This is a genomic window from Streptomyces sp. NPDC026672, from assembly GCF_040638185.1.
Taxonomy (GTDB): Bacteria; Actinomycetota; Actinomycetes; order Streptomycetales; family Streptomycetaceae; genus Streptomyces.
This window is the reverse complement of record NZ_JBEZXS010000017.1, coordinates 147,985-168,499: the sequence shown is the minus strand read 5'-3', so window position 1 is coordinate 168,499 and position 20,515 is coordinate 147,985. Positions and strand designations below refer to the sequence as shown.

Here is a 20,515-nt window from a genome sequence, read left to right as displayed (position 1 = left end):
TGTTGAGTTCTCAAGGAACGGACGCTTCCTTCGTACTCACCCTTCCGGGCTTTCCTCCGGGCGCTTCCCTTCGGTGTTTCCGACTCTATCAGATCCCTTTCGGTGTCTGATTCCCCGTCAGAGAGGGTTGTCCTCCCGGCCGCTGGGCCGTTCCGACGAGTGAGACTTTAGCGGATTCCCTGCCCCCGAAGCCAATCGGGGTCTGCGCCCTTTCGAACGCGGATTCCTCATTTCGCAAATACGCACACCGAAAGACACGACGACGTATCGCCGATTGCTCGGTAGGTACCTGCGGAATGGCTGTCCGGGGACCGACCGGAGTCGGCGCTCACGTCGGACAACTCGGAGAACACTACGGAGCAGGTCGGGGTGTGTCAACTCACGGCCGGGCGTCCGTCCGGAGGCGTACCGTGGGAGCCGTGATGACGCGTACGTGCACCCAGGAGTGGTGGGCCGCCTGACGGCGGCCGTACTCACGTATGCACTCAACGGCCGCCGCTTCGGCGGCCGTTCTCGTCTCTCCCTCCGGAGCTCCCGAGGGCCGGCCGCCCGGGGCGGCGGTCCCGACCGAGGAGATGGAGCCGAGATGACACGGGTCTTCAGCGGGATCAAGCCCACCGGACACCTGACGCTGGGGAACTACCTGGGCGCGATCCGGCAGTGGGCCGGCGTGGACCAGCACCGGTCGGACGCGCTGTTCTGCGTCGTCGACCTGCACGCGCTGACCGTGGACCACGATCCGGCACGGGTGCGCAGGCTCAGTCGACAGGCGGCGACGCTGCTGCTGGCGTCCGGCCTCGATCCACGGTTGTGCACGCTGTTCGTGCAGAGCCATGTGGACGAGCACGCGCGGCTGTCGTACGTGCTGGAGTGCGTGGCGACCGACGGTGAGATGCGGCGGATGATCCAGTACAAGGAGAAGTCCGTGCGGGAGCGCGAGCGGGGCGGGAGCGTACGGCTGTCGCTGCTGACGTATCCGGTGCTGATGGCGGCGGACATCCTGGCGTACGGCACGGACGAGGTGCCCGTGGGTGAGGACCAGACGCAGCACGTCGAGCTGGCGCGGGACCTGGCGGTGCGGTTCAACCAGCGGTACGGGCACACGTTCGTGGTGCCGAGGGCGACCCGTCCGCGGGTGGCCGCACGGGTGATGAGCCTTCAGGACCCGCTGTCGAAAATGGGGAAGTCGGACGACTCGGGGCCGGGCGTCGTTTATCTGCTGGACGAGCCGGACGTGGTGCGCAGGAAGGTGATGCGGGCCGTGACGGACAGCGGACGGGAGGTCGTGTACGACCGGGAGGCGCGGCCGGGGCTCGCGAATCTGCTGGAGATCCTCGCGGCGTGCACGGGTGGGGACCCGGCGGCGCTGGCCGGTGCGTACGACTCGTACGGCGCGCTGAAGAAGGACACGGCGGAGGCGGTGGTGGAGGTGCTGGCGCCCGTCCAGGCCAGGCATCGGGAGCTGTGCGCGGACCCGGGACATGTGGAGGGGGTGCTGCGGGACGGTGCGGGCAAGGCGCGGGCGACGGCCCGGCCGACCGTCGACGCTGCCTACCGGGCGATCGGACTGCTGCCGGCCACCGCCCCGGACACGTCCGCCCCTGACACGTCCGTCACGGACGGTCCCGGTAACGCGACCTCGTAAGCAGCGTGGTCCGGCGGCGAGGCGCGATGCGTGCGCCATACCGGCGTACCGTGACCTCGCCGTCGAACCCGGCGCGGCGGTGTCCCCGCGCCGGTGGCCACGCGCTCGTGGGCGCGTACCTCGCACCGATCACCGGCGATCGCCCTCAGCGACGACCGGGGGTCAGTCCTTGGTGCCCGAGGCCAGTGCGCGGCTGCGGTCGCGGGCGGCTTCGAGGGCGGCGATGAGGGCGGCCCGTACGCCGTGGTTCTCCAGTTCGCGGATGGCGTTGATGGTGGTGCCCGCGGGAGAGGTGACGTTCTCGCGGAGCTTGACGGGGTGTTCGCCGCTGTCGCGGAGCATCACCGCGGCGCCGATCGCGGACTGCACGATGAGGTCGTGGGCCTTGTCGCGGGGCAGGCCGAGGAGGATGCCGGCGTCGGTCATGGCTTCGACCAGGTAGAAGAAGTACGCGGGGCCGGAGCCGGAGAGGGCGGTGCAGGCGTCCTGCTGGTTCTCGGGGACGCGGAGGGTCTTGCCGACGGCGCCGAAGATCTCGTCGGCGTGGGCGAGGTGGTCCTCGGTGGCGTGGGTGCCGGGCGAGACGACGGACATGGCCTCGTCGACGAGGGCGGGGGTGTTCGTCATGACGCGGACGACGGGGGTGCCGGCGGCGAGGCGTTCCTCGATGAACGCGGTGGTGATGCCCGCGGCGCCGCTGATGACCAGGCGGTCGGCGGGGGTGTGGGGGGCGAGCTCGTCGAGGAGGGTGCCCATGTCCTGCGGTTTGACCGTGAGGATGAGGGTGTCGGCGGTCTTGGCGGCCTCGGCGTTGGTGACCGGCGTGACGCCGTGGCGGGCGCGGAGTTCCTCGGCCCGCTCGGGGCGGCGGGCGGTGACCAGCAGGTCGGCGGGGGCCCAGCCGGCCCGGATCATTCCGCTGAGCAGGGCCTCACCGATCTTGCCGGTGCCGAGGACGGCGACTTTCTGACTCATGCGGTTCAGTCTCGCACCGGGGTGGGGAGGAGGGGGCGGTTGTCCGCTGGGCGGACGCCACGGGTCGCTACGCCGTCCGTCGCCGCAGTGTGGCCGCGCCCAGGACCAGGACGAGCAGGGCGCAGCCCGCCACGATCAGGACGTCGCGGACGAAGACCGCGGTCATGTCGGTGTGTCGAAGGACCTCGTTCATGCCGTCGACGGCGTACGACATCGGCAGCACGTCGGAGATGGCTTCGAGGACGGGGTGCATGTCGGAGCGGGGTGTGAACAGGCCGCACAGCAGGAGCTGGGGGAAGATCACCGCGGGCATGAACTGGACCGCCTGGAATTCCGAGGCCGCGAAGGCCGAGACGAACAGGCCGAGTGCCGTGCCGAGCAGGGCGTCGAGGAGCGCCACCAGGAGGAGCAGCCAGGGCGAGCCGGTGACGTCGAGGCCGAGGAGCCAGACGGCGAGGCCGGTGGCCAGCGCGGACTGGACGATCGCGAGGGCGCCGAAGGCCAGGGCGTAGCCGGCGATGAGGTCGGCCTTGCCCAGGGGCATGGCGAGGAGGCGTTCGAGGGTGCCCGAGGTGCGTTCGCGCAGGGTGGCGATGGAGGTGACCAGGAACATCGTGATCAGCGGGAAGATCCCGAGCAGGGAGGCGCCGATGGTGTCGAAGGTGCGCGGGCTGCCGTCGAAGACGTAGCGCAGCAGGACCAGCATCAGGCAGGGGATCAGGATCAGCAGCGCGATGGTGCGCGGGTCGTGGCGCAGTTGGCGCAGGACGCGGGCCGCGGTGGCGGTGGTCCGGGAGACGCTGAGGGCGGCGGGTGCGACGGGGGCGGTCGTGTCGGGGGTGGTGGTGGCCGTGCTCATCGTGTCGTCTCCTTGGCGCGGCCGGCTGCGACCGCCTCGTCGACCAGGTGCAGGAAGGCGTCCTCGACGGTATGGGAGCCGGTACGGGCGCGCAGGGCGTCCGGGGCACCGTCGGCAAGGATCTCGCCCTCGCGCATGAGCAGCAGCCGGTGGCAGCGCTCGGCCTCGTCCATGACGTGGGAGGAGACGAGGAGGGTCGTGCCCCGGGTGGCGGCGATGCGGTGGAACAGCTGCCACAGGTCGCGGCGCAGGACCGGGTCGAGGCCGACGGTGGGTTCGTCGAGGACGAGGAGTTCGGGGGCGCCGAGCAGGGCGACGGCGAGGGAGACACGGCCCCGCTGGCCACCGGAGAGGGTGCCGGCGAGGGCGTCGGCGTGACTGGTGAGGTCGACGTCGGCGATGGCGCGGATGACGTCGGCGCGGCGGCGTTCGGCTGCGGTGCGGGTGTCCCCGTCCGGGTGGCCGCGCCGGTGGGGGCGGCCGGGGTCGAGGATCGCGGCGAAGTAGTCGAGGTTCTGCCGGACCGTCAGGTCGTCGTAGACGGAGGGCGCCTGGGTGACGTAGCCGATGCGGGTACGCAGGGTGGGGTGGCCCGCGGGGCGGCCGAGGACGTCGAGGGTGCCGCTGACCTTGGCCTGGGTGCCGACGATCGCGCGCATCAGCGTGGACTTGCCGCAGCCCGAGGGGCCGAGGAGTCCGGTGATGCGGCCGCGCGGGACGGTGAAGTCGAGGGCGCGCAGGACGGTGCGGGGGCCGCGCACGACGGTGAGGCCGGAGGCGCTGACGGCCGGGGTGTCGTCGGGGTGGGGGTTGTCGGGAGGAGCACCGGGCGAATAATTCATCATGCGATGAATATTGCGCGCGGGGAGGGGAGGCGTCAAGTGCCGGGCGGGGTACGGACATGACGGCTACGGACATGACGGCGCGGCAGCCCGGTGGAGCGAGGCGGGCTGCCGCGCGGGGTGGGTGAGCCGGGACCGGTCAGGTTCCCGGGAACCGGTCAGGTGCCGGAGACCGGTCAGGTGCCGGGGCTGTTGCGGGCGACGATCAGGGCGACGTCGTACGTCTCCTCGACCATGCCGTCCGGGAAGATCTCCAGGACGAGGGCGCGCTCCTCGTCGAGGAAGGCGGCCGTGCGTTCCGGCGGCTGGACGAGGAAGGCCGAGTGGCTGCCGATGTTGGCCAGATGGGTGTCGACGGGGACGCGGCGGAACCAGCGGACGGTGCGCCGGGTGAAGTCGAGCCGGCCGCCGGGGTCGGCCCGGCGGATGCGTTCGGCGGCCTTGTACTGTTCCTCCGAGACGTCGATGCCGACGAAGCGGGCGGCACGCCGGTTGGCCTCCGCGATCCACTCCACGTCGAAGGCGTCGGTGTTCCACCACAGCGCGAGCGCGCCGCCGGGCCGCAGCACGCGCAGCGCCTCCGGCACCGAACGGACCGGGTCGGTCCAGTGCCACGCCTGGGCGTAGGTGACGAAGTCGGCGGTGTCGTCGGCGAACGGCAGGGCGTTGCCGTTGCCGCGCACGATCGGTACGGCGGGGAGGTGACGGCGGAACTCGGCCGCCATGCCGGCGCCGGGTTCGACCGCGACGACGTCGGCGCCCCGCTCGCGGAGTCGCGCGGTCGCGATCCCGGTGCCCGCGCCGACGTCCACGACCCGGGCGCCGGTGAGGGAGCGGCCCGCGACGTCCTCGACGGCGTCGAAGAGGGCGGGCGGGTACGAGGGCCGTCCGGCGGCGTACTGCGCGGCGGCGGCGTTGAAGGAGTGGGCGCGGGTGGCGGGGTCGGGGGGCGTGGGTCGGCTGGTCATGGGGACATGGTGGTCGACGCGGGGCGGGTGTCCGGCCTCGCGGCACTACTTCTTGCGGCGCTACTTCTTACGGCGCTTCTTCGACGGGTTGCCCGTGCGGCGGGCGGTGCGGGACGCGTACTGCCGGCGGGCCTCCTCGTACTCGGCGCGGTGGAGTCCTTCGCCGGGGGCCTCTGTGAGGGAACGCAGGAAGTAGGCGAGGAGGGAGCCGACGAAGCCGATGGCCAGGAGTCCACGCAGGGACGCCTGGCGGTCGGGGTCGGGGCGCTTGGCGAAGCCGGTCCAGGTGGTGCGGAGGGCGAGCGCGCTGCAGATCGCGAACATGGCGACGACGAGGACGGTCACGAAGGCGCCGGTGTCGGCGATCTGGAGGCCCTGGTAGGCGGCGCGCAGGATCAGGCAGGAGACGGCGGCGGCGAGGAGCGAACCGACGGCCACGCCTGCCCTGCGGGCCGCGTAGCCGCCGTCGTGGTCCACCCAGGAGGTACCGAAGAAACGCAACGGCTCGGGCCGGGGCCCACCGGGTTCACCACCGGTGGGGCCCGCGGGGGTGTCCTGGGTGCCGGGTTCGTCGCTCATCCGACGATTATGGGGGTGGGCGGGGTGGTGGGCGGAGGTGGGTCAGGAGCAGCGCGGGGCGATGTAGCCGTCGCTGCCCGTCTGCACATAGGCGTCGGAGACGTACTCGCCGTTGGCGATGTTGTCCCAGATGTTCGATGTGCCGTAGGTGCCCGTCACCGTCGTGCCGGGCGACTGGCAGAAGATCGGCACCTGGGCACCGATCGCCAGGACCCGGACGACCCCGTAGTTGGTGCCGGGGCCGCTGCGCACGCTGAGCTGCACGCCCGGGGCGACCGGGTAGTACCTCAGCGCCGAGGAGGCGGTGGCCGCGGACGCCGTGGCCGCGGAGCCCAGGAGCAGGAGAAGTGCCCCGGCCATGCCCGCGAGCAGGGCGAAGATCCGTTTGCGTGATGTCATTCCCGTCCCCCTCACGAATTCAGGCGCAGCGGTCGGCCACATAGCCGTCGCTGCCCGTGTGGACGTAGGCGTCGGAGACGTACTGACCGTTGGCGATGTTGTCCCAGATGTTCGATGTGCCGTACGTGCCCGTCACCCTGGTGCCCGGCGTCTGGCAGAAGATCGAGACGCGGGTGTCCTCCGGAAGGACCCGGACGATGCCGTAGCCGGTACCGGGACCGCTGCGCACGTTGAGACGGACCCCCGGGGCGACCGGGTACGTCTGCACGCTCGCCGCCGCGAACGCCTCGGGCTCGGGTGTGTTCGCCGCTTCTTCCACATCGTCGACTGACATGAGATTCCTCCCCCGTTGATCCCCATGACGACCATGGGGTCCCGTTGATTCCCCCGGATCGGGGGCTGAAACACGTGTGCGCGACTCGCACAGGGAGGCACCGCAAGCCTCCTCTGTCTCGTACGTTTCATCGACTAGGCTCCGTGCGTCGCGCGCGCGGATGAACGGTACGGGGGTGGTTCCATGACGCCACAGCGCAACACCGGAGCGGGCGCGGAAGCGGAACTCCCCGAGTACGCCGGTCACTACCGCCTGGAGTCCTGCCTCGGCGCCGGTGGCATGGGTGTCGTCCATCTGGCCCGCAGCACCTCGGGGTTGAGGCTCGCGGTGAAGGTGGTCCACGCCGAGTACGCCAAGGACCGTGAGTTCCGGGGGCGGTTCAGACAGGAGGTGGCGGCGGCGCGCAAGGTGAGCGGTGCGTTCACCGCGTCCGTCGTCGACGCGGACCCGGAGGCCGAACGGCCGTGGATGGCCACGCTGTTCATCCCGGGGCCGACGCTGTCGGAGCATGTGAAGCGGGACGGGCCGATGCCGCCCGCGCAGTTGCGGCGGCTGATGGCGGGGCTCGCGGAGGCGCTGCGGGACATCCACCGGGTGGGTGTGGTGCACCGGGATCTGAAGCCGAGCAACGTGCTGCTCGCGGAGGACGGGCCGAAGGTCATCGACTTCGGCATCTCCCGGCCGAAGGACAGCGAACTGCGCACCGAGACGGGCAAGTTGATCGGCTCGCCGCCGTACATGGCGCCGGAGCAGTTCCGGCGGCCCCGGGAGGTGGGGCCGGCCGCGGACATCTTCGCGCTGGGGGCGGTGCTGGTGCACGCGGCGACGGGGCGGGGACCGTTCGACTCGGACAGCCCGTATGTCGTGGCGTATCAAGTGGTGCACGACGAACCGGACTTGACTGGGGTGCCGGAGAGCATCGCGCCGCTGGTGCTGCGGTGTCTGGCGAAGGAACCGGAGGACCGGCCGACCCCGGACGAGCTGATGCGGGAGCTGCGGTCGGTCGCGGCGTCGTTCGACACGCAGGCGTTCATACCGACGCAGCGCGCGACGGACGCAGTACCCGAACCGAAATCCCCGGCCGCCGACCCGGTGCGCGGGGCCGGGGCGAGGAAGCGGCTGCCCGGACGGGTGGCGCTGACCGCCGGCGCGCTCGCCCTGAGCCTGGTCGGTGTGTTCGCCGCCATGCAATGGCTGGACGGTGGGAACAAAGCGCCGCACGAGGCGTCGGCCGGTGCCGCGGCGAAAGTACGCGCCTGGCATGCCATGCCCGTCGGCAAGGGCTCCGGGGTGCCCCAGTGCGCCGACGGCGGGGGCACGTTGCTGTGTCTGCGCTCCGGGTGGGCGTTCGCGCTGGACCCGGCCGACGGCAAGGTCCTGTGGCGGAAGACGGTCGCCCGGGATCGCACGGCCCCGGTGCCGGGCCTGGCGGGCGGTCTCCTGCTCGTTCCCACGCACGACGGACAGCGGTTGACGGCACTCGACCCGGACTCGGGTGAGACCCGCTGGGAGCGGGAGGTGCCCGCCCGCGGGGGCATGCTGTTCGCCGGCGGCATGATCCTCGCAGCGGGCCCCGACGGGTTGGTCACCGGCGTGGACGGCGAATCCGGTGACACGGTCTGGAGCAGGCGGCTCACCGGCGGGGTCACTCCGCGTCTGGTCGCGTTCGCCGGTGACCCGCTGGCGTACGCGACCACCGTGTCCGCGGACGCGACCCACACGCGCGTGGCCGCTCTGGACCCGGCCACGGGCGCCGAGCGCTGGACCGCGCGGCTGAGCGGCAGCCTGGAGCCCGTCGGCAGTCAGGACGGGTCCGTGTTCCTGCTGTCCTACGACAACGCCTCCAGCGCTGTGACGGCGGTGGTCCGCTACACCCCGGCCTCCGGGGCGACGCGCCGGACCACGTTGTCCGTTCCGCGCCTGACGCCCCAGGCCACGGCGCACGGCAGTGTCGTGTACCTGTTGTCGGAGGGGGGCGCGCTGGAGGCCGTCGACCCGGGAGCGGGCAAGCGGCTGTGGGTGCTCCAGACGTCGGTGGCCCGCGGATCGGCACCGGTGGCCGACGGTGACCACGTCTTCTTCACCGCGGCGGACGGTCGTCTGATCGCCGTCGACGCCCGTAGTGGTCGGCTCGTCGGGCAGACTCCGCCGCGGCTCGGCTCGGACGCCGGCCGGGTGCCCGGTACGCTCCCCGCTCCTCTCCTCACCCCCACCCACGTCTACGCCGCCGCCCCCGACGGCACCGTGTTCGCGGTGGACGGGCGGGATCCGTCGGGCTGGTGAGCGCGGCGGGGACGGCGGAGGGCCGCCCCCACGGAGTGGCGGCGGCCCGAGTGGTGCCGTGGCGGTGGCCGGTGACACAGCAGCGTGCTTCCGCGGTCATGACCCGGCGATCGTGACGCGGCTGATGTCGCCGCCCTCGTGACCCGGCGGTCATGACCCGGCTGATGTCGCCGCCCCGTGACGCGGCGGTCGTGACCGGTGTCAGCCCAGCTTGGTGACGTCCCGGACCGCGCCCCGGTCCGCGCTCGTCGCCATCGCCGCGTAGGCCCGCAGCGCCGCCGAGACCTTGCGCTCGCGGTCCTTCGGCGCGTACCGCCCGTCCAGCTCCCGCTCGCGGCGGGCCAGTTCCGTCTCGTCGACCAGGAGCTCGATCGTCCGCCCGGGGATGTCGATGCGGATGCGGTCGCCGTCCTCGACGAGCGCGATCGTGCCGCCGGACGCCGCCTCGGGCGACGCGTGGCCGATCGACAGGCCCGACGTGCCGCCGGAGAAGCGGCCGTCGGTGATCAGCGCGCAGGTCTTGCCGAGGCCGCGGCCCTTGAGGAAGGACGTCGGGTAGAGCATCTCCTGCATGCCGGGGCCGCCCTTGGGACCCTCGTAGCGGATCACGACCACGTCACCGTCCGTGACCTGCTTGTTGAGGATCTTCTCGACGGCCTCCTCCTGCGACTCGCAGACGACCGCCGGACCCTCGAACGTCCAGATGGACTCGTCGACGCCCGCCGTCTTCACCACGCAGCCGTCGACCGCCAGGTTGCCCCTGAGGACCGCGAGGCCGCCGTCCTTCGAGTACGCGTGCTCGGCGCTGCGGATGCAGCCGCCCTCGGCGTCGTCGTCCAGCGCCTCCCACCGCTCCGACTGGGAGAACGCCTCCGACGAGCGGACGCAGCCAGGGGCCGCGTGCCAGAGCTCCACGGCCTCGGGCGAGGGGGAGCCGCCGCGCACGTCCCACGTCTTCAGCCAGTCCCCCAGGGAGGGGCTGTGCACGGCGTGCACGTCCTCGTTGAGCAGGCCCGCGCGGTGCAGCTCGCCGAGGAGGGCGGGGATGCCGCCGGCGCGGTGCACGTCCTCCATGTAGTACGTGCGCGTCTTGGCGACGTTGGGGGCGACCTTCGCCAGGCACGGGACCCGGCGGGAGACGGCGTCGATCTGCTCCAGGCCGAAGGGGACGCCCGCCTCCTGGGCGGCGGCCAGCAGGTGCAGGATCGTGTTGGTGGAGCCGCCCATCGCGATGTCCAGGGCCATCGCGTTCTCGAAGGCGGCGAAGGTGGCGATGGAGCGGGGCAGGACCGTGTCGTCGTCCTGCTCGTAGTAGCGGCGGGTGATGTCCATGACCGTGCGGGCCGCGTCGACGTACAGCTGCTTGCGGGCGGTGTGCGTGGCGAGGACCGAGCCGTTGCCGGGCAGGGAGAGGCCGATGGCCTCGGTCAGGCAGTTCATCGAGTTGGCGGTGAACATGCCGGAACAGGAGCCGCAGGTCGGGCAGGCGTTCTCCTCGATGCGCAGCACGTCCTCGTCCGACGCCTTGTCGTTGGCGGCCTCGACCATCGCGTCGATCAGGTCGAGCGTACGGACCGTGCCGTCGACGAGCGTGGCGCGGCCGGCCTCCATGGGGCCGCCGGAGACGAAGACCGTCGGGATGTCGAGGCGCAGCGCCGCCATCAGCATGCCCGGGGTGATCTTGTCGCAGTTGGAGATGCAGACCAGGGCGTCGGCGCAGTGGGCCTCGACCATGTACTCGACCGAGTCCGCGATCAGGTCGCGCGAGGGCAGCGAGTAGAGCATGCCGCCGTGGCCCATCGCGATGCCGTCGTCCACGGCGATGGTGTTGAACTCGCGCGGGATGCCGCCGGCCTCGACGATCGCCTCGCTGACGATCCGGCCGACCGGCTGGAGGTGGGTGTGGCCGGGCACGAACTCGGTGAAGCTGTTGGCGACCGCGATGATCGGCTTCCGGCCGATGTCCGCACCGGGTACACCGGAGGCGCGCATAAGGGCGCGGGCGCCCGCCATGTTGCGGCCGTGGGTGACTGTGCGGGACCTCAGCTCGGGCATCGTCGCTCGCTCCTTCGGAGACCGCGCTGCAGGACCGCGGCCAGAGAGACTCGGTCGGGGAGACTTCTGATTTCTCCCGAGCGTACGCCGGTCATCCAGGGGCCGGGACGGAGTGTCCGAAATGCGGGACACCCATCTCGCACCTCCGACACCCGCGACCGGCCCGGGAACCACCGCCCGACGGCTGCCGGCCGATGCCCGCGACCGGCCCGGATCCCACCGCCGCCCGACGGCCACGGGGCCGACGCCCGGGGCCGACCGGTTCCTCCCGACGGCCCACCGGGCACGGCCCCACCGGCTCCGCCCCGGCCCCGGTCCGCGCCGCGCAACCCGCTCGATCCACCGCCCCCGGCCGCCAGGACCCGGCCCCCACCCTCACGGCCCCGTGAGATGCCCCTGCACCACCGGGGCGATCCGGGCGACGACCTGGTCCAGGTCCGCCGAGGCCAGGGGTTCGATCTTGATGACGTAGCGCAGCAGCGCGCAGCCCACCAGCTGGGCCGCCGCCAGTTCGGCGCGCAGTTCGGCGTCCGGCCGGTCCAGCTGGGCGGCGATGCGGCGCAGCAGCTGCGCGGCGACGAGGCGGCGGAAGACGGCGGCGGCGTTGTCGTTGGTGAGCGCGGAGCGGACGATCGCCAGCAGGGGCGTCCGGGTGGCGGGGTTCTCCCAGACGCCGAGGACGAACCGGGTGAACCGCTCGCCCACGCCCTCCATCGGCCCCTCGGCGACCGCGGCCGGCGCGTCGAAGGCGGGTGCGAAGGCGACCTCGATGGCCGCCTCGAAGATCTGGTCCTTGGTGCCGAAGTAGTGGTGGACCAGCGCCGAGTCCACCCCGGCGGACTTGGCGATACCGCGCACGGACGTCTTCTCGTAGCCCCGCTCGGAGAACTCCTCGCGGGCCGCCGTCAGGATGCGGTCGCGGGTGTCCGCGGACTCCGTGCGCGGGGGACGGCCGCGGCGCCGCGCGCCGGTGTCGGTCACGGCCGGGGCACCTTCACGGCGGAGGCCAGGTGGAGGCGGGTGAAGGCCAGGGCCTCCGCGAGGTCGGCCTCGCGCTCGGCGCCGGACATCGCGCGCCGGGTGTTGACCTCGATGACGACGTGCCCGTCGAAGCCGGTCCGCGCGAGGCGTTCCAGCAGCGCGGCGCAGGGCTGTCCGCCGCGGCCGGGGACCAGGTGCTCGTCCTTCGCCGAACCCTTGCCGTCGGCGAGGTGGACGTGGCCGAGGCGGTCGCCCATGCGGTCCACCATCCGCAGGGCGTCGGTGCGGGAGGTCGCGGCGTGGCTCAGGTCGATCGTGAAGTGCCGGTAGTCGTCCTTGGTGACGTCCCAGTCGGGGGCGTACGCGAGCATCTCGCGGTCGCGGTAGCGCCAGGGGTACATGTTCTCGACCGCGAACCGCACGTCCGTCTCGTTCGCCATGCGCCAGATTCCGGAGACGAAGTCCCGGGCGTACTGCCGCTGCCACCGAAAGGGCGGGTGCACGACGACGGTGCTCGCGCCCAGCTTCTCGGCGGCGGCGCGGGCCCGCTGGAGCTTGACCCAGGGGTCGGTGGACCACACCCGCTGGGTGATCAGCAGACAGGGGGCGTGAACGGCCAGGATCGGGATGCGGTGGTAGTCGGACAGCCGGCGCAGGGCGTTGATGTCCTGGCTGACCGGGTCGGTCCACACCATGACCTCGACGCCGTCGTACCCGAGGCGCGCGGCGATCTCGAAGGCCGTCGCGGTCGACTCCGGATAGACGGAGGCCGTCGAGAGGGCGACCTTCGCGTTTGCGTCCCTTGGGTTGGCCACGGGGGAAAGGTTACGGGGTGTCATCGGTCGGGGGGTCGGTGGCCCTTTTCGTCTCGGGGGGATCGGATCGTCGGGGAGTGCGGGTGCGCCGGGGCTGCTCGCGCGGTTCCCCGTGGCCCTTCGGGGCGCTCCTCCGCGCGGGGTTCACGGTGTGCCCATGTGGTCCAGCCTGCGCAGGATCACGCCCTCCCTCAGGGCCCAGGGGCAGATCTCCAGGTTCTCCACGGCGAAGAGGTCCATCGCGGCCTCCGCCACCAGGGCGCCCGCCAGGAGCTGGCCGGACCTGCCCTCGGAGACGCCGGGGAGCTCGGAGCGCTGGTCGGCGGTCATGCCGGCCAGCCGGGGCACCCACGCCTGGAGGGACTCGCGCTTGAGCTCGCGCTGGACGTACAGGCCGTCCGCGGAGCGGGCCGCCCCGGCGATGCGGGCCAGCTGCTTGAACGTCTTGGAGGTGGCGACCACGTGGTCGGGGGCGCCGAAGCGGGTGAACTCGCCCACCGTACGGGCGATCTCGGTGCGTACGTGGCGGCGCAGGGACCGGATCGCCTCCGGGTCCGGCGGGTCGCCGGGCAGCCGGGCCGCGGTCAGCCGGCCGGCGCCGAGCGGCAGCGAGACGGCGGCGTCCGGTTCCTCGTCCAGGCCGTAGGCGATCTCCAGGGAGCCGCCTCCGATGTCCAGGACCAGCAGCTTCCCGGCGGACCAGCCGAACCATCGGCGGGCGGCGAGGAAGGTGAGACGGGCCTCCTCGGCGCCGCTGAGGACCTGGAGTTCGACGCCGGTCTCGGTGCGCACGCGGGCGAGGACGTCGTCGGCGTTGCGGGCCTCGCGCACGGCGGAGGTGGCGAACGGGAGCAGTTCCTCGACGCCCTTGTCCTCGGCGGCCTGGAGCGCCTCGTGGACGACCCCGATCAGGCGGTCGACGCCGTCGGGGCCTATCGCGCCGTCCCCGTCGAGGAGTTGGGCGAGTCGCAGTTCCACCTTGTGCGAGTGCGCGGGCAGCGGGCGTGCGCCGGGGTGTGCGTCCACCACCAGCAGGTGCAACGTGTTCGATCCCACGTCGAGGACACCGAGTCTCATGTACGGCACGCTACTGCCACCTGGGCCGTCGGCCGTCGCCGGAGCGGTTCTCGGCGTCTTACCCTGGACGCGTGCCAAAGACGAAAAAGGCGAAGGACCACAAGACTGCCAAATCCTCCAGCGGTTCTTCGCAGGTGAAGTCGGCGAAGAAGGCGAAGGGGGCGCGGGAGGCCCGCGTGGCGGACGAGAAGGGGCTGGATTTCGCCCGCGCGTGGGTGGAGTTCCCGGACCCGGCGGACGACGAGCAGGTCTTCCGGTGCGATCTGACCTGGCTGACCTCGCGCTGGAACTGCATCTTCGGCAGTGGTTGCCAGGGCATCCAGGCGGGTCGCGCGGACGACGGGTGCTGCACGCTGGGTGCGCACTTCTCGGACGAGGACGACGAGAAGCGGGTCGCCGAGCACGTGGCGCGGCTCACTCCGGAGATCTGGCAGCACCATGACGAGGGCATGGAGCACGGCTGGGTCTCGGAGGACGAGGAGGGGTCCCGGCAGACGCGTCCGTTCCAGGGCTCGTGCATCTTCCAGAACCGGCCCGGCTTCGCGGGCGGGGCGGGCTGCTCGCTGCACATCCTGGCGCTGAAGGAGGGGCGGGAGCCGCTGGAGACCAAGCCGGACGTGTGCTGGCAGCTGCCGATCCGGCGGACGTACGACTGGATCGACCGGCCCGACGACACCCGGGTCCTCCAGGTCTCGATCGGTGAGTACGACCGCAGGGGCTGGGGTCCGGGCGGCCACGACCTGCACTGGTGGTGCACGTCGGCCACGTCGGCGCACGGCGCGGGCGACCCGGTCTACGTCTCCTACCGCCCCGAACTGACGGAACTGATGGGCAAGGCGGGCTACGACCGCCTGTCCGAACTCTGCGAACAACGCCTGACGTCCCAGCTCCCCGTACTGGCCCCACACCCGGCGGACCCGACCGATGCGGCTGGTCCAAAGCATGCGGCGAGTCCGACCGACACGGCTGGTCCGAAGCATGTGGCGGCCCCGGCGGACACGCCTGATCCGAAGAGCACGGCGGGCCCGACCGACACGGCTGGTCCGAAGAGCACGGCAGGTCCGACCGACGCGGCCGATCAGAGGAACGCGGCGACCGCTCCGACCGACCCGACGGACTGAGCCACCCGCACGTCCGGTATCGGCCCGCCCGCCGGACGCCGGTACCGGACCGCATGACAGCCGCTGGCCGGTACCGGACCGCATGACGGGCGCTGGCACCGCACGGCCGGACTCGGCACCGCACGGCTGGACTCGGCGCCGCACGGCTGGACGCACTGAAGCCAGGACCCTGTCGCGGGCGGACCTTGTCGCGGGCGGACCTGCGCCTGGCGCCGCACAGCTTGCGCCGCCCGCTCTGCCCCACCCACCTGCCGTCACACCCCGGCACCCACCGGAAGAACACCCGCCGGACACCCGCCCAGCGGCCCAGCCCGGCAAGCCTGCCGCCCGGGATCAGCCCGGCGACCCGGCCCGACGAAGTCTGCCCGGTGGGCCTGCCCAGCGCCTCGACCAGCGAGTCTGCCCGGCGGCTCGACACAGCGGGGTGCCCAGCCGACCCGACGGGCGCCTGTCCAGCGGCCCAGCCCGACCAAGTGCCCAGCGAACCTGCCCAGCGGCTCGCCCCCGGCAGGGTGCCCAGCGCCTCAGCCCCACGAGTTTGCCCAACGGCCCGACCCCACGGGGCGCCCAGCAAACCCGCCCCAGCGGCCCGGCCCGGCAGGGTGCCCAGACCGGCCCGGCGAGCCTGCTCAGCGCCTCGGCCCGGCGGGGTGGCCGGCGTCGGCCCGGCCGACCTGTCCAGCGCCTCGACCCAGCGGGTCTGCCCGGCGACCCGCCCCGGGGGCTCGGCCCGGCAAATCCGTCGAGCCGCTCGACCCGGCGAGCCTGTCCTGCGGCCCGGCCCAGCGATTCTGTCCGACGGCCCGACCCCGCGGCCCGACCCCAGGAGTCCGCCCAGCGCCTCGATCCAGCGAGTCTGCCCGGCGGCTCGACGCAGCGGGGTGCCCAGCCGGCCCGGCGGACCTGTCCGGCGGCCCGGACCCCGGAGGGGGGCTGCCGGGCCCGCCCTAGCCCTCGCTCGGGGTCGGTTCGGGTGGGGCGGTGGTCGGGGGTGGGGGCGTGGGGGGCGGGGTATCCGTGGCCGGCGGGGACGTGGGGGTGGTCGGGGGTGGGTCCGATGGGGGTGGGGTCGTGGACGGGGGAGGTGAGGGGGGCGAGGTCGTGGGTGTGGGGTCCGGGGAATCCGTGGCCGGTGGAGGAGGGGTGTCGGCCGGGGGTGGGGTCGTGGGGACCGTGCCGTAGCCGCTGATCGTCACCACCGCTCCCGCCGGGGCGACGGCCACCCGGGCCCGCCAGGCGCCGGACGGCTCGCGCAGCGGATCGACGTACACCTTGATCGTCAAGGACTCGCCGGGGCGCAGGGTCCCCGAGGAGCGGCTGAGGTAGAGCCAGGGCGCGGCGGTGGCCGCGGACCAGCGCACCGGCTCGGAACCGGAGGCGGTGAGCGTGATCAGCGTGGTGTCGCCGATGTTCGACGCCGACACGTCGAGCTGCGCGGCCCCCTTCTCCCCCGCCCCGGAGACGCTGACGACCTCCACGGAGACGTCGGGCCCGCCGTCCTCGCCGGTGTGCGCGCCCGGACGAGTGGCATTGCCGGCGTTCTGGTAACCACCGACCGTGCCGCCTCCGATGCCGTCCCGGCCGTCGGTCTCGTGCGCGGTGGCGCTCGGCCCGTCGGTGCCCTCGCCGCCCGGCGATCCCCGGTAGGCGGCCCAGAGGGCGAGCACGGGAGCGGCCACCACGGTGGCGACGACGGTCGTCGTGACGGCACGCGCGCGGAGCCGGTCGCGGCGGGCGGCGCGGTCCTTGGGGTCCATGGGGAAGCCGCGCCGGTCGAAGCGGGGGATCGCCGCCCCGCGCGCGCGGGGGGCGTGCGCGAGGGCCATGTGCAGGGCCGCGCGCGGGGCCTCGATGACGGGCAGCTGGTCGGGGGTGACGGCGGCGCCGGGCCAGGAGCCGGGGACCGCGCGCTCGGCGGTGCGGCGGCAGCGCGGGCAGTCGTCCACGTGCCGGACCAGTTCGCGCCGCACGGTGGTGCTGAGCACGAGCTGCTGGTCACCGGTGAGCCTGGCCACACCCGGACAGGTGCCGTGCTCGACCACGGCGAGCGCGGCCCGGGTGCGTTCCACCTCGCAGGCGGCGGAGGCGAGCAGATCGCGGGCGGCGGACTCGTCCATGCCGAGCACGGCGGCGACCTCGGCGGCGGCCAGGTGGTGGCGCACCGCGAGTTCGAGCGCCTCGCGCTGCTCCGGGGTGGTGCCGGCGGCCTCCGGCCAGGCCAGCAGGGCGAGTTCGCGCCGCCGCTCCTGGACCGCGTCGGAGACGGGCGGTTCGGCGGGCCGCGGGACGTGCGGGCGGCCGGTGGCGGCGCGCCCCGCCGCGTGGGTGGCCTGACGTTTCTGCTTGGCCTCGGCCAGCTTGCGCAGGCACGCCCAGCGGGCGAGCGCGTACAGCCAGGCCCTGCGGTCGCCGACCGCCTCCGGCACGCGCTGGCCGCGCCGCTCGGCGAGCGCCAGGACGTCACCCAGGGCCCCGGTCGCCGTGTCGTGGTCGCACAGCACCGAGAGACAGTAGGTGAACAGACCGTCCAGGTAGGGCTCGTAGCGCGCGGGCGTGCGCTGCGCCAGCGTGCGCGCCGCAGCGCGGTCGCGCGCCTCCCGATGCGCCCGGTGTGCGCCGGTGGTGCGGGTCGAGGTCTGCGGACTGCTGCTCATCACCCGTGCGACCGTAGGCGGCCCCGGATGGGCACTTCCGGCGGCTTGAGCACTTTTAATCCGTACGGGTGAAACGATCCCTCATAAGGGGACACGAACCCCTGTGCCCATGGCTCGATCGTGACGCGCGGTGCCCGGTCGACGACCGCCCCCGGTCCGCGTTGTCGGTGCCGGGGGCTACGGTTTCGTCCATGGCTGCCCGTACCAAGACCACCAAGGACCGCCCGTCCTACCGCTGCACGGAGTGCGGCTGGCAGACGGCCAAGTGGCTCGGCCGGTGCGCCGAGTGCCAGGCATGGGGGACGGTCGAGGAGTACGGCACCCCGGCCGTGCGCACCACGGCACCGGGCCGCGTCACCACCTCCGCGCTGCCCATCGGCCAGGTCGACGGACGGCAGGCCACCGCCCGCTCGACCGGAGTGCCCGAGCTGGACCGGGTGCTCGGCGGCGGCCTGGTGCCCGGCGCGGTGGTGCTCCTCGCGGGCGAGCCCGGCGTCGGCAAGTCCACGCTCCTGCTGGACGTGGCGGCCAAGTCGGCGAGCGAGGCGCACCCGACGCTGTACGTCACGGGCGAGGAGTCGGCGAGCCAGGTCCGGCTGCGCGCCGACCGCATCGGCGCGCTCGACGACCACCTCTATCTGGCGGCCGAGACCGATCTGGCCGCCGTGCTCGGGCACTTGGACGCGGTGAAGCCGTCCCTGCTGATCCTCGACTCGGTGCAGACCGTCGCCTCCCCGGAGATCGACGGCGCCCCCGGCGGCATGGCCCAGGTGCGCGAGGTGGCCGGCGCCCTCATCCGCGCCTCCAAGGACCGCGGCATGTCCACGCTGCTGGTGGGCCACGTCACCAAGGACGGCGCGATCGCGGGCCCGCGCCTGCTGGAGCACCTGGTGGACGTCGTCCTGCACTTCGAGGGCGACCGGCACGCCCGCCTCCGCCTGGTCCGCGGCGTCAAGAACCGGTACGGCGCGACGGACGAGGTCGGCTGCTTCGAACTGCACGACGAGGGCATCACGGGCCTCGCCGACCCGAGCGGCCTGTTCCTGACCCGGCGCGCCGAACCCGTCCCGGGCACGTGTCTCACGGTCACCCTGGAGGGCCGCCGCCCGCTGGTCGCCGAGGTGCAGGCGCTCACGGTCGACTCCCAGATCCCCTCCCCGCGGCGCACGACGTCCGGTCTGGAGACGTCCCGGGTGTCGATGATGCTGGCGGTGCTGGAGCAGCGCGGCCGGATCAGCGCGCTCGGCAAGCGGGACATCTACTCGGCGACGGTCGGCGGCGTGAAGCTCTCCGAGCCCGCCGCGGACCTCGCCGTGGCGCTCGCGCTGGCGTCCGCCGCCAGTGACACCCCGCTGCCGAAGAACCTCGTCGCGATCGGCGAGGTCGGCCTCGCGGGCGAGGTCAGACGGGTCACGGGCGTGCAGCGCCGGCTCGCCGAGGCGCACCGCCTCGGCTTCACGCACGCGCTCGTGCCCGGCGACCCGGGCAAGATCCCTCCGGGCATGAAGGTCCTGGAGGTCGCCGACATAGGGGACGCGCTGAGGGTCCTTCCGCGCTCCCGTCGGCGAGAGGCCCCACGGGAGGACGAGGACCGCCGGTAGACTTTGCCCTGGTCTCGCCCGTCCGTACGAACCGAGTACGCGCCGGGAGCGCCTCAGAACCTGCGACCGGAGGAGAGCAGTGGCAGCCAACGACCGGGCGGCGGCTCCCGGAAAGTCCGGTGGGAGTGCCGGTTCCGACGGCCGGATGCGCGCCTCGCTGAGCGCCGTGGCTCCCGGCACGGCCCTGCGCGACGGCCTCGAACGGGTTCTGCGCGGCAACACCGGAGGACTCGTCGTACTCGGCTCCGACCGGACCGTCGAGGCGATGTGCACCGGCGGTTTTGTGCTGGACGTGGAGTTCACGGCGACCCGGCTGCGCGAGCTGTGCAAGCTGGACGGCGGCATCGTGCTCTCGTCGGACCTGTCGAAGATCCTGCGGGCCGGTGTGCAGCTGCTCCCGGACCCGACGATCCCCACGGAGGAGACGGGCACCCGGCACCGTACGGCGGACCGCGTCTCCAAGCAGGTCGGCTTCCCGGTGGTCTCCGTGTCCCAGTCGATGCGGCTGATCGCGCTGTACGTCGACGGGCAGCGCCGTGTCCTGGAGGACTCGGCGGCGATCCTGTCCCGCGCCAACCAGGCGCTCGCGACCCTGGAGCGCTACAAACTGCGGCTCGACGAGGTCGCGGGGACGCTGTCGGCTCTGGAGATCGAGGACCTGGTGACGGTCCGCGACGTCTCCGCGGTGGCGCAGCGGCTGGAGATGGTGCGCCGGATCGCCACGGAGATCGCCGAGTACGTGGTGGAGCTGGGCACGGACGGGCGGCTGCTCGCCCTCCAGCTGGACGAGCTGATCGCGGGCGTGGAGCCGGAGCGCGAGCTGGTCGTGCGGGACTACGTGCCGGAGCCGACGGCGAAGCGTTCCCGCACGGTGGACGAGGCGCTGGCCGAACTGGACGCGCTGTCCCACGCGGAGCTGCTCGAACTGGCCACGGTGGCGCGTGCGCTGGGCTACACGGGCTCCCCCGAGGCCCTGGACTCGGCGGTCTCCCCGCGCGGCTTCCGCCTCCTGGCCAAGGTGCCCCGTCTGCCCGGCGCGATCATCGACCGCCTGGTCGAGCACTTCGGCGGCCTCCAGAAACTCCTGGCGGCCAGCGTCGACGACCTCCAGACGGTCGACGGCGTGGGCGAGGCCCGAGCCCGCAGCGTCCGCGAGGGCCTGTCGAGACTGGCCGAGTCGTCGATCCTGGAACGCTACGTGTAGCTCCGCTGGTTGTGCCGCGACACGCCCGCGCCGTCTGTCGTCTGCGGGTGCGCTGTGGCTCGTCGCGCAGTTCCCCGCGCCCCTTCGGGGCGCTGCCGAACCGCGGCTCCAGCGTCCCGCAGA

At 72.9% G+C, this 20,515-nt stretch carries 16 protein-coding genes and 1 pseudogene; 5 read left to right on the top strand and 12 right to left on the bottom strand.

From position 1 onward, the window contains the following. The first annotated feature begins 586 nt into the window (after positions 1–586). A complete protein-coding gene (gene trpS, locus AB0F77_RS21420; protein WP_361950739.1) occupies positions 587–1,645 on the top strand; it encodes a tryptophan--tRNA ligase in 1,059 nt (352 codons plus the stop codon). A gap of 162 nt (positions 1,646–1,807) precedes the next feature. Here trpS and proC read toward each other — a convergent pair whose 3' ends face one another. The 7 genes from proC to AB0F77_RS21385 form a co-directional block, all read right to left on the bottom strand. Continuing rightward, positions 1,808–2,620: a pyrroline-5-carboxylate reductase gene (gene proC / locus AB0F77_RS21415; RefSeq protein ID WP_361950736.1), complete on the bottom strand. Its 813-nt coding sequence runs from the start codon at positions 2,618–2,620 to the stop codon at positions 1,808–1,810. Positions 2,621–2,687: 67 nt separating this feature from the next. Next, positions 2,688–3,479, bottom strand: coding sequence for an ABC transporter permease (locus AB0F77_RS21410; RefSeq protein WP_361950733.1), 792 nt, complete (start codon positions 3,477–3,479; stop codon positions 2,688–2,690). Continuing rightward, positions 3,476–4,324: an ABC transporter ATP-binding protein gene (locus AB0F77_RS21405; RefSeq protein ID WP_361950730.1), complete on the bottom strand. Its 849-nt coding sequence runs from the start codon at positions 4,322–4,324 to the stop codon at positions 3,476–3,478. The genes AB0F77_RS21410 and AB0F77_RS21405 overlap by 4 nt, the downstream gene beginning before the upstream one ends. A gap of 173 nt (positions 4,325–4,497) precedes the next feature. Then, positions 4,498–5,289: a class I SAM-dependent methyltransferase gene (locus AB0F77_RS21400; RefSeq protein WP_361950727.1), complete on the bottom strand. Its 792-nt coding sequence runs from the start codon at positions 5,287–5,289 to the stop codon at positions 4,498–4,500. A gap of 60 nt (positions 5,290–5,349) precedes the next feature. Then, positions 5,350–5,868, bottom strand: a complete 519-nt coding sequence (locus tag AB0F77_RS21395) for an EamA/RhaT family transporter (protein WP_361950724.1) — start codon at positions 5,866–5,868, stop codon at positions 5,350–5,352. 42 nt (positions 5,869–5,910) lie between these two features. Continuing rightward, a complete protein-coding gene (locus AB0F77_RS21390; RefSeq protein ID WP_361950765.1) occupies positions 5,911–6,228 on the bottom strand; it encodes a peptidase in 318 nt (105 codons plus the stop codon). A 58-nt stretch (positions 6,229–6,286) separates the two neighbouring features. Beyond that, complete coding sequence (locus tag AB0F77_RS21385; protein ID WP_361950721.1) at positions 6,287–6,601, bottom strand: SH3 domain-containing protein; 315 nt, start codon at positions 6,599–6,601, stop codon at positions 6,287–6,289. 183 nt (positions 6,602–6,784) lie between these two features. Between AB0F77_RS21385 and AB0F77_RS21380 the strand changes: the two genes are divergently transcribed. After that, complete coding sequence (locus AB0F77_RS21380) at positions 6,785–8,884, top strand: serine/threonine-protein kinase (protein WP_361950718.1); 2,100 nt, start codon at positions 6,785–6,787, stop codon at positions 8,882–8,884. Between the two features lie 201 nt (positions 8,885–9,085). On the opposite strand, the gene ilvD is transcribed toward AB0F77_RS21380, so the two are convergent. From ilvD to AB0F77_RS21360, 4 genes are all read right to left on the bottom strand, one after another. Continuing rightward, positions 9,086–10,939 (bottom strand): dihydroxy-acid dehydratase, encoded by a 1,854-nt coding sequence (gene ilvD, locus AB0F77_RS21375; protein WP_361950715.1) that lies wholly within the window; start codon positions 10,937–10,939, stop codon positions 9,086–9,088. A gap of 375 nt (positions 10,940–11,314) precedes the next feature. Beyond that, positions 11,315–11,920: a TetR family transcriptional regulator gene (locus tag AB0F77_RS21370; RefSeq protein WP_361950712.1), complete on the bottom strand. Its 606-nt coding sequence runs from the start codon at positions 11,918–11,920 to the stop codon at positions 11,315–11,317. Then, positions 11,917–12,759: a sugar phosphate isomerase/epimerase gene (locus AB0F77_RS21365; RefSeq protein WP_361950709.1), complete on the bottom strand. Its 843-nt coding sequence runs from the start codon at positions 12,757–12,759 to the stop codon at positions 11,917–11,919. The genes AB0F77_RS21370 and AB0F77_RS21365 overlap by 4 nt, the downstream gene beginning before the upstream one ends. 120 nt (positions 12,760–12,879) lie before the next feature. After that, positions 12,880–13,812, bottom strand: coding sequence for a Ppx/GppA phosphatase family protein (locus tag AB0F77_RS21360; RefSeq protein WP_361950706.1), 933 nt, complete (start codon positions 13,810–13,812; stop codon positions 12,880–12,882). Positions 13,813–13,883: 71 nt separating this feature from the next. On the opposite strand from AB0F77_RS21360, the pseudogene AB0F77_RS21355 reads away from it, so the two are divergent. Then, positions 13,884–14,732: pseudogene (locus tag AB0F77_RS21355) on the top strand (hypothetical protein); the annotation flags it as partial. A 1,148-nt stretch (positions 14,733–15,880) separates the two neighbouring features. Here the strand turns inward: AB0F77_RS21355 and AB0F77_RS21350 are convergent. After that, positions 15,881–17,590, bottom strand: a complete 1,710-nt coding sequence (locus tag AB0F77_RS21350; protein WP_361950703.1) for a hypothetical protein — start codon at positions 17,588–17,590, stop codon at positions 15,881–15,883. A 188-nt stretch (positions 17,591–17,778) separates the two neighbouring features. On the opposite strand from AB0F77_RS21350, the gene radA reads away from it, so the two are divergent. Continuing rightward, positions 17,779–19,188, top strand: a complete 1,410-nt coding sequence (gene radA, locus AB0F77_RS21345) for a DNA repair protein RadA (protein WP_361950700.1) — start codon at positions 17,779–17,781, stop codon at positions 19,186–19,188. Positions 19,189–19,267: 79 nt separating this feature from the next. Then, complete coding sequence (gene disA / locus AB0F77_RS21340; RefSeq protein WP_361950697.1) at positions 19,268–20,392, top strand: DNA integrity scanning diadenylate cyclase DisA; 1,125 nt, start codon at positions 19,268–19,270, stop codon at positions 20,390–20,392. Positions 20,393–20,515: the final 123 nt, after the last annotated feature.